This is a genomic window from Pseudomonas sp. LAP_36, assembly GCF_019456785.1.
Lineage (GTDB): Bacteria > Pseudomonadota > Gammaproteobacteria > Pseudomonadales > Pseudomonadaceae > Aquipseudomonas > Aquipseudomonas tritici.
The window spans coordinates 205,896-223,338 of sequence record NZ_JAHZMS010000004.1 but is presented as its reverse complement, the minus strand read 5'-3'; the positions used below and the strand labels follow the sequence as shown (position 1 = coordinate 223,338).

13 protein-coding genes and 1 other RNA gene are annotated in these 17,443 nt (G+C 60.5%); 4 read left to right on the top strand and 10 right to left on the bottom strand.

Annotation, left to right across the window (positions count from 1 at the left end; genetic code table 11):
- Nucleotides 1-37: 37 nt before the first annotated feature.
- A complete protein-coding gene (locus tag JBO08_RS15775; protein ID WP_220074799.1) occupies nt 38-796 on the top strand; it encodes an ABC transporter substrate-binding protein in 759 nt (252 codons plus the stop codon).
- On the opposite strand, the gene JBO08_RS15770 is transcribed toward JBO08_RS15775, so the two are convergent.
- Entirely contained in the window at nt 750-1,646 is an 897-nt protein-coding gene (locus JBO08_RS15770; RefSeq protein WP_220074800.1) for a DMT family transporter, read from the bottom strand. The two genes, JBO08_RS15775 and JBO08_RS15770, sit on opposite strands and share 47 nt — an antisense overlap.
- A gap of 102 nt (nt 1,647-1,748) precedes the next feature.
- Here JBO08_RS15770 and JBO08_RS15765 point away from each other — a divergent pair, with 102 nt between their 5' ends.
- Nucleotides 1,749-2,612 (top strand): LysR family transcriptional regulator, encoded by an 864-nt coding sequence (locus JBO08_RS15765; protein ID WP_220074801.1) that lies wholly within the window; start codon nt 1,749-1,751, stop codon nt 2,610-2,612.
- 61 nt (nt 2,613-2,673) lie between these two features.
- Nucleotides 2,674-3,576, top strand: coding sequence for a DUF2167 domain-containing protein (locus JBO08_RS15760; protein WP_220074802.1), 903 nt, complete (start codon nt 2,674-2,676; stop codon nt 3,574-3,576).
- Between the two features lie 76 nt (nt 3,577-3,652).
- Here JBO08_RS15760 and JBO08_RS15755 read toward each other — a convergent pair whose 3' ends face one another.
- A complete protein-coding gene (locus tag JBO08_RS15755; RefSeq protein ID WP_065873853.1) occupies nt 3,653-4,243 on the bottom strand; it encodes a hypothetical protein in 591 nt (196 codons plus the stop codon).
- Between the two features lies 1 nt (nt 4,244).
- A complete protein-coding gene (locus JBO08_RS15750; RefSeq protein WP_065889799.1) occupies nt 4,245-5,291 on the bottom strand; it encodes an N-acetylmuramidase family protein in 1,047 nt (348 codons plus the stop codon).
- A 260-nt stretch (nt 5,292-5,551) separates the two neighbouring features.
- On the opposite strand from JBO08_RS15750, the gene JBO08_RS15745 reads away from it, so the two are divergent.
- Nucleotides 5,552-6,118, top strand: coding sequence for a hypothetical protein (locus JBO08_RS15745; RefSeq protein WP_220074803.1), 567 nt, complete (start codon nt 5,552-5,554; stop codon nt 6,116-6,118).
- 2 nt (nt 6,119-6,120) lie between these two features.
- Here JBO08_RS15745 and JBO08_RS15740 read toward each other — a convergent pair whose 3' ends face one another.
- The 7 genes from JBO08_RS15740 to smc form a co-directional block, all read right to left on the bottom strand.
- Nucleotides 6,121-8,082 (bottom strand): hypothetical protein, encoded by a 1,962-nt coding sequence (locus tag JBO08_RS15740; RefSeq protein WP_220074804.1) that lies wholly within the window; start codon nt 8,080-8,082, stop codon nt 6,121-6,123.
- Between the two features lie 38 nt (nt 8,083-8,120).
- Nucleotides 8,121-8,552: a hypothetical protein gene (locus tag JBO08_RS15735; RefSeq protein ID WP_065873857.1), complete on the bottom strand. Its 432-nt coding sequence runs from the start codon at nt 8,550-8,552 to the stop codon at nt 8,121-8,123.
- Nucleotides 8,553-8,677: 125 nt separating this feature from the next.
- Nucleotides 8,678-8,774, bottom strand: an RNA gene (gene ffs, locus JBO08_RS15730) — signal recognition particle sRNA small type.
- 236 nt (nt 8,775-9,010) lie between these two features.
- Nucleotides 9,011-10,177, bottom strand: coding sequence for a putative zinc-binding metallopeptidase (locus tag JBO08_RS15725; RefSeq protein ID WP_065881252.1), 1,167 nt, complete (start codon nt 10,175-10,177; stop codon nt 9,011-9,013).
- Between the two features lie 203 nt (nt 10,178-10,380).
- Entirely contained in the window at nt 10,381-12,738 is a 2,358-nt protein-coding gene (gene ligA, locus JBO08_RS15720) for an NAD-dependent DNA ligase LigA (RefSeq protein ID WP_220074805.1), read from the bottom strand.
- An 87-nt stretch (nt 12,739-12,825) separates the two neighbouring features.
- The gene (zipA, locus tag JBO08_RS15715) at nt 12,826-13,695 is read right to left on the bottom strand and encodes a cell division protein ZipA (RefSeq protein ID WP_049712020.1); all 870 of its coding nucleotides are present in this window, start codon (nt 13,693-13,695) and stop codon (nt 12,826-12,828) included.
- Nucleotides 13,696-13,954: 259 nt separating this feature from the next.
- Nucleotides 13,955-17,443, bottom strand: coding sequence for a chromosome segregation protein SMC (gene smc, locus JBO08_RS15710; protein ID WP_220074806.1), 3,489 nt, complete (start codon nt 17,441-17,443; stop codon nt 13,955-13,957).

The following is a 17,443-nucleotide window of genomic DNA, read 5'->3' as shown; positions in this document are numbered from 1 at the left end:
CTGATTGGCCCCAAAAAGGCCTGAACCCGGAGAGCATATGCGCGTAGTCCTGGGCGCCTTATGGATGATTACCACGGCAAGCCTGGCAGCGCCCGCACCGTTGCGTTTCTCGGTTTCCGACAGCTGGGCGATGCCCATGGTGCAATTGGAGGGCGGACAGCCCACCCAAGGCATTTTGTATGACCTGATGTTGAGCCTGGCCACCCAGGTCGGCCACCCGGCCGAATTCCACGTACTGGCTCGCGCGCGAATTGCCAGCGCTATGGAGCATGGCGAGATTGATGTGCGCTGTTATGTCACCCAGGCCTGGGTCGACAACTTGTCCGGTGACTACACGTGGAGTATCCCGTTGATGGTGCAGCGCAACCTGTTGATCAGCACCCATATCCCTGCGCAGCCGGTTCAGGTTGTCAAACTTGCGCCACAAGCCATCGGCACGGTGCTCAATTATCGCTACGCCACCCTTGAGCCTTTGTTTGCCAGCGGCCAGCTCAGCCGTGACGATGCCCGCAGCGAAGAGCAGGTGCTGCAAAAACTGGTGGCCGGGCGCTTCAAGTTCGCCGTGACCAATGAATGGATACTCGACCGTTTCAACCAGCGCATGCCGGTCGGCAAACGCCTGCACAAGGTTGCGGTGATCGATCAGCAGAACCTGGGCTGCACCGTGCGCAACGATCCGGATGTGCCGGTGCAAAAAATCCTGCGCACCTTGTTGCGGATGAAAATGTCGGGCGAGATCGACGAAATCATCAAGCTGTATACCGGAGAGGCCAGCGTAAACGCCCCTCCAGACTGATCGCTGCCACGCTGGCCAAAACAATCACGCCGCCCAGCACCACTTGCAGGGCGATGTGCTCACCCAGCAACGTCGCCGCCATCACCATGGCGACCGGCGGGATCAGGTACATCGCCACCGAGGCGCGGCTGACCTCGACATGCTTCAACACGTAGCCCCACGCCAGGTACGCCAAAGCGCTGGGGAAAATCCCGAGCACCAGCACCGCGAGGTTTTCCGGCAGCTGTGCCTGCACCACGGCGGCGGGCAGGCCTGGCAGGTTCACGCAGAGCATCAACGTGCCCACCCACACCATGTAGCACGCCATCGTCAGCGGGCTATAGCGATGGGCATAGTGTTTCTGGATAACGAAGTACAGGCTCCACGACACCGCCGCCAGCAGGATCAGCAAACCGCGCGGGTCGATATCGCCCACGCCGTGATCGCCCCAGATCACCACCAGCACGCCGAGCAAGCCAAGCAACACGCAGCTCCAGCGCCAGAGGCTGACTCGCTCCTTCAAGCAGAAAAACGCGATCAAAACACTAAACAGGGGTGCCGATTGCGCCAGTACGCTGGACGCCGCGGCACTCACGAATTGCTGTCCATAATTGAGGCTGGTGTGATGCAGGAACACCCCGAAAAAGCTCAACACCAGCAGCCACGGCACATCCCTCAGGCGCGGCCGGCCGATGCCCATCACCAGCGCCACACCAGCCATGAACACCGAAGCGATCAGAAACCGCAGCAGCGCGAGCTGCCCAGGGCTGTAGCTGTGCAGCCCGATGTGCACGCCAATCGGCGAATAGGCCCAACAGAGGATGACGCTGGCGATGACTAGCGTAAGCTTCAGGGGTGACGGGGTGTTCATCGACGGCATCCGAAAACTGAGAAGGAATGCCGTCAGTCTTGGCCCGGGCAAGGCGTAGGACAATTAAGCGTTTCTGACTTCTGAAATCACTGGAACTGAGTAATGGAACTGGCCCAACTGAAAATGGTGCGAGCCGTGGCGCAGACCGGCAGCGTGGCCCAGGCCGCCCTGCAATTGCACTGTGTGCCGTCCAACATCACCACGCGTATCAAGCAGTTGGAAGGCGAGTTGGGCACGCCGCTGTTTATCCGCGCCGGGCGCGGGCTGGCGATCAGTGCTGCCGGTGAGATTTTCCTCGAGTATTGCGAACGCATCCTGGCCTTGGTCGACGAATCCAAACGCGCCGTGGATGCCAACGCCATTCCCCGTGGCACCCTGCGCATCGGCGCGGTGGAGTCCAGCGCCAGCGGCCGTCTGCCGCCGCTGCTGGCGGAATATCACCGGCGCTATCCGGATGTCAGTCTGGAGCTGGTCACCGGCGCCTGGGGCGAACTGCTCGATGACCTGCAACACCACCGCCTGGATGTGGCGCTGGTGGCTGCCGGCAACAAACGCGCAAAGCTCGATCACAGCGTGGTCTACAGCGAACACCTCGTATTGATCGCCAGCGCCTCCAGCGCACCAATCCGCAGCGCCGAGGACCTCGCCGGCCGTACCCTGCTGGTGTGGCCGCCCGGCTGCCCGTATCGGGCGGCGCTGGAGAACTGGGTCAAGCCCCATGACTTCAAGCCGGCTATCGCCAGCTATGCCAGTTGGGGCACGATCATCGGTTGTGTCAGCGCGGGGATTGGCGTGGCGCTCGCGCCGGAAGGCATCCTGGCCCGCTATGAGCAGGCCAATCAGTTGGCGTCGTACCGGTTTGATGAACTGCAGGCCGTGGACAATTTGCTGTTCTGGCACAAGGACACCCAGCGGCACCTGGCGCGGGATGCGTTTGCCGGGTTGTTGCGGGAGACTTTTGGCTAACCCGTAACAGGTTCTTTCAGTTATTATTTTGCGAAATTAATTCAAAATGTAAGGGACTACCATGAATTACTTCCGCCTGTTGTTGGCGGCGGCCGTTTTGAGCCTGCCTGCCGCCCCCGCCTTTGCCGCTTCCACACCCGCGCCCGTTGAAGCCAGTGCGCCCGCCGAAACGGCCGAGCACTTCCTCAAGTCCCTCAAGCAGAAGACCGGCACGGTCACCCTGCCCAGTGGCATAGCAACCCTCAAGCTCAACGACGAGTTCTATTACCTCGACCCCGCCGACACCGAGCGCTTGCTGACGGACGGCTGGGGCAACCCGCCGGGCTTCAAGACCCTGGGCATGATCGTGCCGAAAGCCGTTAGCCAACTGTCGGAACGTGGCTGGGGCGTGATCGTCAGCTACAAGGCCGACGGGCACATTTCCGACGAGGACGCCGCAAAAATCGACTACGCCGAACTGCTCAAACAAATGCAGGAAGAAGACGAGGCCGAAAACAAAGAACGCCAGCAACAAGGCTACGCCGGCCTGCACTTGCTGGGCTGGGCCGAGCCGCCGCACTACGACGACACCACCCACAAGATGTATTGGGCCCGCGAACTGAAGGCCGACGACGCCGAGCAGACCACCCTCAACTACAGCATCCGCGTGCTGGGCCGTGAAGGCGTGCTGGAACTCAACGCCGTCGCCGCCATGACCGACCTGCCCACCATCAAGCAGGAATTGCCCAAGGTCTTGGCCTTCACCAACTTCACCGACGGCAACCTGTACACCGACTTCAACCCGAGCACCGACAAGCTTGCCACTTACGGCCTCGCGGCGTTGGTCGCCGGCGGGATTGCGGCCAAAGCCGGACTGTTCGCCAAGATCGGCATCTTCCTGCTGGCCGCGAAGAAATTCCTGGTGATTGGTGTGGTGGCGTTGTTCGCCGTGATCCGTAAGTTGTTCAACCGCAACAAAGCCTGAACCCAGGCATGAAAACGCCGCAACGTGCGTGGCACGTTGCGGCGTAATCGCAGGCTCGGAGTTGGGCCGCGCGTGCCTAGGGTTTAGGCGCAGACAAGCGGCTGTACTGATCCTGGCTGATCCAACCGGTAAACGAACGGCTCTGCGCATTGATGAACTCGACCTGCGCCCAGCCATCCTTGAAAGCCAGCACGCCGACCACGTCGTTTTTGACAATGTAGGGGCGCTTAGCCGCCTTGGCACTTGGGGTTTTCAGCAGGTACGCCTTGTCGGCGGACACCGTCACCAAGCCGATCCATTTCTTGTTGGCGGTCTGGGTCAAGTCCAGGCCGGTGGCGATCTCCGGCATCAGCACATTCAAGCAACCGGGGTGCTGGCGGCCCTCTTTTACGGTCAGGGTCACGCCGTCCGAAGAAGGCGCCACGCTGCCAGGGTAGGCCTCATCGTTCCAGGTGGTCAGCGCGTCAGGCTTGCCTTGCAGGTAGAACGTGCAACTGCGCGTGACACCCTCACCCATCGCTTCTGCGTAATAGCCTTCGACCTGATGCTCGGGCGTCACCGCCAGCATCAACCCCTCGTACTTGCCCGAATGCAACGCGGGTGCACCGGCCAAGGCAGGCGCTACGGCGCACAACGACAACACACCCACTGCTAGAAAACGGATCATCTTATTTTTTCCCTTCAAGTTTCTCGTAGGCTTCTTTCATCAGGACGTCATAGTTGCCGTAGTCCTTGCCGTTATAGTTTCGCGCCATGGAAGTGAAATCCTTGGCTTTCATGGCCGTCATCAACGCTGAGCTGTTAGCGCAAAACGCGAGAAACGCCTTCAGTTGGTTACCGACATTCACTTTCAATGCCGCGGCAAACTCAAACACCGTCTTGTAACCGCATGAGGCGTAGTTGAACCCCATGGTCTGAAACATGCCCCACGACGCCGACATCAACGCCGCTTCCTGATCCAGGGCGAAGGCGGTGGCCATGGTTTCCCAGGCCTTGACCTGATCCTTGTTATTGACCTGCCACTGCGGCCCGGCCTTTCTTACATAGACGTACGAAAGCAACGGGTGCGCCTGGTCGTAGATATGCTTGGTGTACTTGCGAAACTGGTGCCCTTCAAACGCAATGATCGGCAACTTGGCCGGCCCAAAACCTGATCGACCACCGGACTCAACCGTGGCGAAGGCCCTGATGACATTCACCGAAATGCCGTTGCCCAACTGCTTGGCGGCATTCTGAAAATCCGCATCGGAGAGCGTCATGCCGCCGTCGCACGTGGCCTGGAGCATTAACTGGCGGTTACGTCGCTCGGCTTCGATCATCGCGCGCATGCGGTCCAGGTACACGTTGACCGTCGCCTGCACCGCATCCCCCTGATTGTTACCGAATGCGTTCAGAAAGCTCGGAATGCGCATGCTCGGGAAGGCCTTCAGCGGCACCTTTACCGCTTCTTCGATCAAGCTGTTGAAGGTGCGACCGGTGGGGTCGATCACGCCATCGGGGTGGGCGTATTTGAGGTGACGGAACTGGTACTGGCTGATGCACTGCACCAACTGGCCATCGCACTTGCCGTTCTCGGCCAGCGGAAAACCCAGTTTGGGAATGATCAGGTTGAATAAATACTGGATGCACTGCACATCGGCGGGCAAGTTGCGGGCTTTACCGGGAGTCCCTACCGAAGCACTGATAAGACGGGGTAACCCTTGCAGGCTTTTCATCACAGACATCCTTGTTAGTTAAAGAAGTGATAGCACTTCAATATCAATTGCATGCCCTCGTCACACTCTGAAACAAGTGGCTGGCGGAAACTAACAAGGTGGTTTGGGGTTGTCCAGAAACTGTTTTAAAAGCTGTGAGGGAGCCCTCAAGGACAGATCGGGAAAATGCTGCTTTTCAACTAATAGGCGGTATTCAGCCGCCGGTTGGGCTACTGTCTGTCGCGCAAAATACCTGCCTCAAACTGTTTTCAAGGATTGAAATGAAAATCACGTTAGTTGTGTTGGCTGTCCTGGCCCTGCTGTGCGGTTGCGCTTCACCTCCAGCCGCTGTCGCCCCCGACCTGTCGCGCCCCTCCATTGCCGAAACCAAATCGGTGGTGTTCGACGGCAAGACCTTCGTCCTGAAATTTCAGAAACCCGGCCTATGGGAATACTTCCCGGCGCAGGAAAGCGTCGATGCCTGGAATGAGATGGTGGATTTTACCGTGGTCCCTCGCGAGATGAACCGTTTCGAACCCCTCGACCTCGCCAAGAATACCGTCCGGCTTCACCAGCAGGAAAACCCGAATATGCCGTCGATCCTCGCGACGGACAATGCCACCGGGATCGTGTATTTGGTGATGTATTTCCCCGAGCCTCTGCGCAAGGACGGACGTTTCTCTGAAGTCAGTTTCTTCAAATATTACCGGGACAGTGGCACCGGCCAGACCATCATCTTTCACTTTGCCAGGAACATTCCAACACCGAGCGATCCGCCAAAAACGGTAGAGGCGATGGGCCCCGAAATTGTCCCGGTGATCAAGGCATTCCCGGTGTACCGGCCGTAATATCAGTAACCGTGCGACCCGCTGAACCCCTGATAATGGTGATACTCGAGCCATTCGACCACATCGTAAGGGACGTAAAGCTGTTGCTTTGCGCGGGAAATTGCGATGTACACGGCACAGATCCGCTGATCGAACGCGTAGGCATCCTTGAACTTCACGTTGGTCAGCAGCTCAGGGGTCAGCAGCACCCGATTGAATTCCATGCCACCCGCCTCTTCCGCCAGCATCAGCAGGCAACGCTTGCCGGGGACCCCGACCAAGCGGTTCAAGCGTGTGATATCGGCGACATTGAAGCCTTTTTCCAGCTCACTCTCGACCCACAGGAACGACTCATCAAACTGGCTGGCATCACGCACCTGTTGCCAGTCAGCCATGTCGCTGAAATACACGTGCGGCCCGTTCTCGTTGTGCTCGTTGCTGTAGAACTGCGGCTTGAACAGGGCGATGGCGCTGATCATGAAGCGCTGGAGATCCTGCTGCGCCGCGTTGTCGGGTAACCCGAACGGGCAGTTGGCCTGCTGCAACTGAATGGCCCATTTCATCGTGTCCCAAGGCGACGCGGTCAACACCACGCAGCCTTCCGGCGGCACGAAGCCCTGGGGGTAATGTTCGATGCCGACATCCGCATCCCGCGCGCCTTCGAAGGGGGTCTTGCACTTTTGCGAGTGCACGCTGATCAACGGGTTGACCAGCCGCTCGACATTGCGGCCCGAGCGCACGGAATAACTGATGTCGGTGTGCCGGACTTCGCGCTTTCTTCTGACCATCACACCGCTGGCCAATTGGTACTCATCGCCGAGGGTGATCAGCACTTGGCGGCCGCGTTCGATAATCTGTAACAACGAAGGCGGGATGTCCTGGCTTTCATCGATCAATACATGGGTGTACCGAGGCGGCACCACACAACCGTCGAGACTCGCGCGCTTGATCAGCAACAGCGCCGCGAACTCGGGTGGGCTGGCCCATTGCGGGTTGGCCTCCAGGTAAGTCCACACACGGCTGGAATACTCCAGTAACACCTGGGCATCCACACCTGACAACGGTTGTTTGAAATGCGGCAAATGCCTGGCCGAGAGGCTGTGATGGCTGGAATGACAATAGCGTTCGAGCACCTTGAGACACACATCGACGGTCGCTGGACCCTCGTGGCCGCGCCACCCATGGATATCCAGGGTTTGCGCCACAGCCAGTTTGCCGGGCAACCTGGCCGGCGTTGCCTGCGCGGGCGGGCGTGGCCCGTGCAACAGGGCCTTGGCGAAACCAGCAAACGTCGAGCCGGCCTTGCTGTCGCGCCCCAACCCCATACGTTCGCGAAGAGTCGCCAGCTTTGCTGGCGTGCGCGCCAGTATCAGGGTCTGTTCAGGCCGCAGGCACTCCATCAAGGCGCCGAGCAGGTGGCTCTTGCCGATGCCCGCGTAGCCTTGAACATGCAAGTCTTCATTCAAGTTGGCCCGAAAGGTGCGTACCAGCTTGTCCTGAGCCGGGCTGAGCCAGCGTTCGCGGTGCCGGGGTGTAATCATTTGCTGGCTGAACGGGTCATTGCTGCGCAGATGACGGACCTTGTAGCCGATATCCCATTTACCCGTAGGCAATAGGTAATCCCGCGTCGCCACTTCTTCAGCTGAAAGCAGGCGCAGGTTCACGCTTTTGAGCGCGTTAAACCCAAAGTACAGCTTGCGCGGGTCGAACAGCCGTTGCGCTTCAGACAGCAACGTCGCAGCGCCCGAAGACGGTGAATCCACTGCCCAGCCGAGCAACTTTTCCAGGATGCGTTCAGCGCCAGCGCACGTCAGGTCTTTTTCCGCGGCCTGGGCCAGGTTCTGGATGACGAGCACGGCCGCCAGCTCCGGGTCCGTCAGTCCGACCAAGGCCTCGGCGCCGTTCGTGCCGAGCAGGGCGGTGCAGGTTTCGTCCGTGACGGGCAGGAAGACGGGGCTGGATAAATCAAAGTGTTCCGGTTGCATAGTTCCTCGCAGCCAGGGGCCGACGTACGTCGCGTGGATCAGGCATGGTCCTGGCTACCCAGTTCGAACCGATACTCGCCCAGGGAGCCTGACATCCCGCCGCAGTGGGCCGGCGAGTCAGCTCCAGAGGCCATCGCATTGATCTGCTGCTGGAGTTCGAAAACCGCCATCTCGAGCAACCTGCGCAAGTCTTCGGCACTCTGCGCGGCCACATTCAATTGCAGCGTGCAGGCGCCCGCGAGTGGCGGCGGCGCGGGCTGGGCGATCGGCGCGGGGGCATCCGTCACTTCCTCGACCCGGATCATTTGCGCCTCGCTGAGGATTTGCGCGTGTTCGTCGTCCATCAGGTCCAATACCCTCGACAATTCCAGGGTCTGTTCAGGATGCGATTGAATACGGTCCTTGATCTCCAGGCGCCGCATCTGCCATTCCCGCAGTTTTTCGCGCGTGAGGTCGTCGACTTTTTCCACGTGTGCTGTCTCCGGATGCCAGGCATAGGAGTATGCCGCCATGGACTGCCCGATGGCAGATGGCGTGAAAGCATTTTTGAATTGAAAGTGATGAGGTGTTGCAAGAAAGAGCGTTATGGAGGCAACCCCACCAGCCACACCCCGGCACACAATGTTCCCGCTGTGGCTGCTGCCTTCCGGCTCTGACCAGGTTCACGGGTAATCGTTGCGGGGGGACCGATGGGGTCACCATAACGACGCCTGCCTCTCGGCAAGCGGGGCCATTGTACCGATCTCATCGGAAGTTACAACCGTTGGGGCCGGATTAAAAATATGAAGGGGCTCAAGCACTTGTCTGCGCCCCAGAGAGCCACACAGAACCCTGTGGTAGCCGGGCTTGCCCGCGATGCTGACGACTCGGTCTGCCTGGGCTACCGAGTGATGCCATCGCAGGCAAGCCAGCTCCCACACACGGCGAGTTACTGCGCCTGTACCACCTCATCCGCCCTACCGCCCTCTTCCTGGATCACCAGGTGAATAAAGTGCAGCTTGGCGATTACTGCCGGTGGCAGCACGAAGGGATAGAAATCCGGCTGACCCATGCTGCGCGACAGCTCGTTAAGCATGCCGGCCAGTTCGATCCAGGCATTGACGAACGACAGGAACGCTGCACCGCCAGGGTGTTCAGGGTCGTAGAGCGTGCTGAGCGGGAATGGCTGGTAATCCAGCTCCATCGTGCGGGCGCTCATGCCGAAGCCGAGGGCGGTGTCGACCGCGTCCATCATGTGCAGGTAGTGGGCCCAGGTTTCGGCCCAGTCTTCCCAGGGGTGCATGGTGGCGTAGGCACTGACGCAGGTTTGCTGCCAGTCGGGGCGTGGCCCGTTCTGGTAGTGCTGGTCGAGCGCATCGGCATAACTGGCGCGTTCGTCGCCGAACAGGTTGCGAAACGCTTCAAGCCAATGGGTATTGGCGACCAGGCGATCCCAGTAATAGTGACCGACCTCATGGCGAAAGTGCCCGAGCAAGGTGCGATAGGGTTCGCGCATTTGCACACGGACTTTTTCACGGTGGGCGTCGTCGGCTTCCTTGATGTCGAGGGTGATCAGACCGTTCGCATGGCCGGTCATGGGCGCGTTGCCTTCCAGGTCGATACCAACGAAGTCGAAGGCCAGGCCGTTATCTTCATCGGCACTCTTTGGCACCACGCGCAAACCCAAGCTGATCAGTTGCGCGACCAAGCGGCGCTTGGCGGTCTCGACCTTGCGCCAGCGGTCGTGGTTTTCCGCGATCGACAGGTCGGGGATGGTGCGGTTCAAGCTGCAGGCCACGCACAGCGATGCCGTGCTGTGGGCCGGGATCAGCCAGTTGCAGGCGGCCGGCGTGTCGAGGTTGGCGCAGCGGCGGAAGGCGCCGGCGGCGAGGTTGTCGTCCTGTAGCCAGGTGCCCTCGACGGGACCGGGTTGCAGGGAGGACAGGCGACTTTGTTGCGCTTGATACCCCAGCAACGCCTGGCAGGCCAGGCATTGGCTGTTGCGAAAAAACAGCGATTGACCGCACCGGCACTGCCACACCTTGCTATCGCGAGACGTGCCGGCTACGAACGGTGCAGCGATGCGCGAACTGAGTTGTTCGAAGTAGCGGAACATGGCGATCTCTTCCTGTCTTGAGTACCAAAAATAACCGCGTAGCCGCTGTCGAGCTTAAGCGAGACTGCGTCGGCAACACTGCCCATCCTGCGTCGGGCCCTGCACCGCATCGCCTCCAACGCAGCCTCGTTGGCGCTCGACAGCTGCTACGGGGCGCGCGTAGGAACTCTGAGCATCGCCAGTAAGAGATCGTTCAGTAAGAATCAGACCGTGATGTTGTGCTTGGCGAGGAAGGCGACGAAGGCTTCTTCATCCAATACCTTCAAGCCCAACTCGCTGGCCTTGGCCAGCTTGGAACCCGCCCCCGGCCCCGCCACCACGCAATGGGTTTTCGCCGAGACGGAACCCGCCACCTTGGCGCCGAGGCTTTCGAGTTTTTCCTTCGCCACGTCGCGACTCATCAGCTCCAGGGAGCCGGTGAGCACCCAGGTGTGCCCGGCTTCGGGCAAACCTTCGACGACTTTCTTCTCGCTCAGCCAGTGCATGCCGAAGTCCTTGAGCTGCTGCTCGATGGCCAGGGCGCGGTTGGCATTGCCTTGGTTGTCAAAAAAGTCGCGTACGGCCTTGGCCTGTTTCTCGGGCAGGGCCTGGCGCATATCCAGCCAGTCCGCCTTGATCACGCCTTCGAGGGTGCCGAACTTGTCCGCCAGTTTCTGCGCAGCGCCCGGGCCGACGCTCGGCACGTGCAACTTGTCGAGCAAGCCGCCCAAGGTGGTGCTGGCGGCGAATTCGGCACTCAGGTCGCCCTGCTCCTGCAATTGCAGACCGCATTCATCCGGCGACAGCAGCGCACCGATCACATCCTGGTTATGGCTGTCTTCAAAGAAGCTGTGGATCTCGTGCGCCACTTCCAGACCGACGTCCGGCAAGTACGTCAGCACTTCCGGCAAGGCCTTCTGCACACGTTCCAGCGAGGCCAGGGAGCGCGCCAGCACCTTGGCGGTCTCCTCGCCTACGTCGGGAATGCCCAGGGCATAGATAAAGCGCGCCAGGGTCGGGGTCTTGCTGTTTTCGATGGCGCTAATCAGCTTCTTGCTGGAAATATCGGCGAAGCCTTCCAGGTCGATGATCTGCTCGTACTTCAGTTTGTAGAGATCCGCCGGCGAGCCGATGAGTTTTTCATCCACCAACTGTTCGATGGTCTTGTCGCCGAGGCCGTCGATATCCATGGCACGACGCGAAACAAAATGGATGATCGCCTGCTTGAGCTGCGCGCCACAGGCCAGGCGGCCGACGCAACGGTACACCGCGCCCTCGCTGACGGTTTCCTTGCCTTTGCTGCGCTTGACCAGTTGCGTGCGTTCCACATGGGAACCGCACACCGGGCAGCGCTCGGGGATCGGCACTGCCCGCGCCGTTTCCGGGCGTCGTTCAAGCATCACCGACACGACTTGTGGGATTACGTCACCGGCACGGCGGATGATCACGGTATCGCCGATCATCACGCCCAGGCGCGCCACTTCGTCCATGTTGTGCAAGGTCGCGTTGGACACGGTGACACCTGCGACCTTGACCGGCTTCAGGCGCGCCACCGGCGTGACGGCGCCGGTGCGGCCAACCTGGAATTCGACGTCGAGCAGTTCGGTCAGCTCTTCCAGGGCCGGGAATTTATGCGCGATGGCCCAGCGCGGTTCGCGGGCGCGGAAGCCCAGCTCGCGCTGGGAGGCAATACTGTTGACCTTGAACACCACACCGTCGATCTCATATGGCAGGCTGTTCCGCCGCTCGCCGATATCACGGTAGTACTCCAGGCAATCCTGGATGCCCTTGGCCAGCTTCAGCTCGTGACTGATGGGCATGCCCCACTGCTTCAGTTGCTGCAGGTTGCCAATGTGGGTGTCGCTGATATCGGTGGTCACGCCATAACAGCAAAATTCCAGCGGGCGGCTGGCAGTGATCTTTGAGTCCAGCTGGCGCAGGCTGCCGGCAGCCGCATTGCGCGGGTTGGCGAAGGTCTTGCCGCCGACGTCCAGTTGCGAGGCGTTGAGCCGCTCGAAACCGGCCTTGGACATAAACACTTCGCCGCGCACCTCAAGGGTGGCCGGCCAGCCGCTGCCGTGCAGCTTCAATGGGATATTGCGCACGGTGCGCACGTTGACGCTGATGTCTTCACCGGTGGTGCCGTCGCCACGGGTAGCGCCCCGTACCAACTCGCCATCCTGGTACAGCAGGCTGACCGCCAGGCCGTCCAGCTTGGGCTCGCAGCTGTACTCCACCGCCGCGCCACCGCCAAACAGATCGCCTGCAGGCAGGTCGAGACCTTCGGTCACCCGGCGATCGAACTCCAGCATGGTGGTTTCATCAAACGCGTTGCCCAGGCTGAGCATCGGAATCTCGTGCTTCACCTGCGTGAACGCCGACAGCGCCGCACTGCCGACCCGCTGCGTCGGTGAGTCCCGCGTAATCAGCTCCGGATGCTCGGCCTCCAGGGCCTTGAGCTCATGGAACAACCGGTCGTACTCGGCGTCCGGAATGCTTGGCTCGTCGAGGACGTGGTAACGGTAGTTGTGCTGATCCAGTTCAGCGCGCAGTTCGAGGATGCGGGTAGGGGCGGCGGTCATGGGTGTTCTCTCATAAAGCAAAAGAGCAGCCGAAGCTGCTCAATATGTTAGTGCACGGATTCTACAGGCAACGCTTAAGATCAGGCCTCAGCGTTTCTGTGTCAGGGCGCGACGCTCGAACTCGACGATGCGCTGACGGTAATGTTCGATGGTCTGCGCAGTGAGGACGCTGCGCTGGTCGTCCTTGAGCTCGCCATTCAGTTCCTGGGACAGCTTGCGGGCTGCGGCCACCATCACGTCGAATGCTTGTTTCGGGTGACGTGGGCCTGGCAGGCCAAGGAAGAAGCTCACTGCCGGGGTGCTGAACAGGTCGATATCGTCCAGGTCGAAGGTGCCCGGCTTGACCGCATTGGCCATGGAGAACAGTACTTCGCCGTTACCCGCCATGCTTTCGTGACGGTGGAAAATATCCATCTCGCCAAAACGCAGGCCGCTTTCCAGGATGTTCTGCAGCAGGGCCGGGCCTTTGAAACCGGCGGCGTCGCGGCAGATCACGCTGATCACCAGCACTTCTTCGGCGGCGGGCTGGTCGTTGACCGATTGGCGCGGCGCGCTGGAGGTCTTGCCCACATTTTCGTCCGGGAAATCATCGTCGCGGCTGCTGAAGCTCGGGCCTTCATCGACGTCAAGGTTCAAGTCGCCCTGATGCGGCTCGGCAGCGCCGGCACTGGCGCGCTTGCCACGCTTGGACGACGGCTCGCGGGCTTCACGCAGCGGCGCGCTCATCGACGGCAAGTCGTGCTCGTCCAACTGAGGTTCTTTATGGGTATCGAGCACACGGGGCGGCCCCAGCAGCTCGGCGGCACCGTCGTCGTCAGGCAAGTTGGACAGGTTGCGGTCCAGACGAAATTTAAGCTTCCCCTTGCCACCGCGCATGCGGCGCCAGCCATCAAAAAGAATACCGGCAATGACAATGATGCCGATGACGATCAGCCACTCGCGCAGACCGATTTCCATGTAATCCCGTGCCTCTAATAAAAAATGCTGAAAAATAAGGGGTTTAGCACTGTGCAAACCGCTTTAAAACGTGGCGCCAACTCTATGTTCTGACTGACGTTTTGCCCACGCATATGAAAATTTGACATTAAACTAGCACGACCAAAGATAACTTTACACCGTCTGTCAAAATGGCTTGAACAAATATGTCCATTTGCCACTTTCGCCAGACCGGTAAAGCGTCTTACCGCATGCTATAAAAATTCTCCCCCGGCAGGGCTCAAGACTCCACCAACGCCATCGCTTCTTCGACATCCACCGCTACCAAACGCGAGCAGCCGGGCTCATGCATCGTCACACCCATCAACTGATCCGCCATTTCCATGGCGATCTTATTGTGGGTGATATAGATGAACTGCACGGTCTGGGACATCTCTTTGACCAACCGCGCGTACCGTCCAACGTTAGCGTCATCCAGCGGGGCGTCAACTTCATCAAGCATGCAGAACGGCGCCGGGTTCAACTTGAAGATGGCAAATACCAGGGCCAATGCGGTCAGGGCTTTCTCGCCGCCGGACAACAAATGGATGGTGCTGTTCTTCTTGCCCGGAGGCCGCGCCATGATCGTTACCCCTGTATCGAGTAGATCTTCGCCCGTCAGTTCCAAGTAAGCGCTGCCACCGCCGAAAACTTTTGGGAATAACGCCTGTAAACCGGCATTAATCTGATCAAAGGTATCTTTGAAGCGGTTACGGGTTTCCTTGTCGATCTTGCGGATCACGTTTTCCAGGGTGTCCAGCGCTTCCACCAGGTCGGCGTTCTGGGCATCCAGATAACGTTTACGCTCGGATTGTTGCTGGTATTCGTCAATGGCCGCCAAGTTGATCGCGCCCAGTCGCTGGATACGCGCAGCAATGCGTTCGAGTTCTTCTTCGGCCTCTTTCTCGTTGGCCTGGGCGGTCAGGGTGTTGAGCACGCCGTGCAGGTCGTAGCCGTCTTCCAGCAATTGGTCTTGCAGGGTCTTGCGGCGCACGGTCAGGGCTTGCCATTCCATGCGCTGCTGTTCGAGCTGACCGCGGATAAGCTGGGACTGTTGCTCGGCCTGGGTCCGGCGTTTTTCGGCGTCGCGCAATTCGCGGTCGGCGTCTTCCAGGGCGATCTGCGCGGTCTTGAGTTCTTCGTCGACGGTCATGCGCTTGTCGAGCAATTCTTCGAGCTTGAGGCGCAGCTCTTCCAACGGCGCTTCGCCCTCCTCCAGATTGAGGCTCAACTGCTCGCGCTTTTCGGTGAGGCGTTCCGATTGCATCTCCAGGCGCTCAAGGGCCTGAGCCGTGGAGTTGTGCTGGGCGCGCAGGGAGCCGAGGCGCACTGCCAATTGGTGGGCGTGGTCTTTGTGCTGGCGGGCTTCCTGGCGCACGCGGTCGAGGCGTTCGCGCAGGCTGTCGCGCTGGGCCAGCAGCAATTCACGTTGCTCGGTGTCGAGGGCCATGCTGTCGAGGGCCTCCTGCAACTGCAGGCGCGCCTCGCCGATCTGCTCGTGTTCGAGGGCGCGTTGTTCGCCCATCTCAGCGACTTCTTCGTCAAGCCGGGTGCGGCGCAGGGTCAGTTGTTCGGCCTTGGCTTTGCTCGCGGAGAGCTGGGCCTTGAGTTCGCCTTGCTGGCGCGCTTCGTCCTGCAACAGGCGGCGCAGGTGTTCGCGGCCGGTCTCTTGCTGGCGCTGGGTGGCGCGCAGGGTTTGCAGTTCGGTTTCCAGGCTTTCGAGGGTGGCTTCGCGTTCTTCGCGTTCGGCGCTCAGGTTGACGATTTCCTGGCCTCGGGCCAGGACGCCGCTTTCGGCTTCACTGGCACGGCGTACGCGCAGGAAATGGCGACCGACCCAGTAGCCGTCGCGGCTGATCAAGCTCTCACCGACGCCCAGCTGGCCGCGCTGGGCCAAGGCCTGCTCAAGTGATTCAACCGGTTTAACCTGGCCCAGCCAAGGCGACAGATCAATCGCCGCTTCGACCTTGTCCAGCAAACTGCCCGGCACCCGCGTGCCATCGGCCGCCGGGCTGAGCAAACGCAAGTCGCCCTGGGCAAAACCGGCCAGGTCAAAGCCGCCAAAATCATCCACCAGCACAGCCTGCAGGTCGGCGCCGAGCACGGTTTCCACCGCCAGCTCCCAACCTGCCTCGACCTTCAAGCCTTCCGCCAATCGCGGGCGTTCGGCCAGATGCTGATCGCGCAACCATTCAGCCGTACCGGTGCCTGGGTCCAAGGCGGCTTGTTGCAATGCCTCGAGGGACGCCAAGCGCCCATTGAGCCGCTGCAAATCACCCTGGGCCTGCTGCTGTGCCTGGGTCGCCTGTTGCAGTTGCTGACGCAATTGCTCCAGGCGCTCCACTTGTTGTTCTTCGCTGGCTTCCAGCTCCTCGAGCGTCATTTCGCTTTCGGCGAGTTGCTCGCTCAGCTCCATGATTGCCGCGTCTTCCGGGTCGGCGGCGAGCAACACACGCTCTTCCTGCAGACGACGCTGGCGTTCGGCCAGGCGCTCCATGCTGGTTTCCAGTTGCTGGATGCGCGACTGCTGCACCTCGGCCTGGCGACGCGGCTCGGCGGATTGCAGGTTGAAGGTGTCCCACTGCTCCTGCCAGCCGTGCATGGTGGTTTCGGCTTCTTCCAGGGCGGCGGCGGCCTCTTCGGCGGCGGCGCTGGTGATTTCCTGCTCGGGGGTGAGCATGTCCAGCTCTTCACCGAGGGTCAGCAGCAACGTGCGGTCGTGGCCCAGGTGAGATTCTGTTTCCAGGCGCGCGCGCTCGGCTTCCTTCAAATCATCCTGCAACTGACGCAAGCGCTGCTGGCCGTGCTGGATGCTCTGCTCGACGCGAGCAATATCGCCGCCCACCGAATAGAAGCGGCCCTGCACCAGATTGAAGCGCTCGGACAGGTCGTGGTGCCCATCACGCAGGCGTTCGATGCTGGCGTCGGCATTGCGCTGCTCGGCCACCAGCGCTTCAAAACTGATTTCCTGGGTGCCAATGATCGCTTCGCGCTGGCCAACCTGGTCATTCAACGCTTGCCAACGCAGGGCCGACAGTTGTGCCTTGAGCTGGCGCTCTTCGCCCTTGTATTCCTGGTACTTCTCGGCGGCCTGGGCCTGGCGGTGCAGGCGCTCCAACTGGCGCTCCAGCTCTTCGCGCAGGTCGGTCAGGCGGGCGAGGTTCTCGTGGGTACGGCGGATGCGGTTTTCGGTCTCGCGGCGGCGCTCCTTGTACTTGGAGATGCCGGCCGCTTCCTCGATAAAGTTACGCAGGTCTTCGGGCTTGGCTTCGATCAGCTTGGAGATCATGCCCTGCTCGATGATCGAGTAGCTGCGCGGGCCCAAGCCTGTGCCGAGGAAAATATCGGTGATGTCCCGACGGCGACACTTGGTGCCGTTGAGGAAGTAACTGTTCTGGCTGTCGCGCGTCACTTTGCGGCGGATCGAGATTTCGGCGTAGGCCGCGTACTCGCCGACCAAGGTGCCGTCGGAGTTGTCAAATACCAGTTCGATGCTGGCCTGGCTGACGGGCTTGCGGCTGGTGGAACCGTTGAAGATGACGTCGGTCATCGATTCGCCGCGCAGGTTTTTTGCCGAGCTCTCGCCCATCACCCAGCGTACGGCGTCGATGATGTTCGACTTGCCGCAACCATTGGGCCCGACCACCGCCGCCATATTACTGGGGAAGTTCACCGTGGTCGGGTCGACGAAGGATTTGAACCCCGCCAGTTTGATGCACTTGAGCCGCAC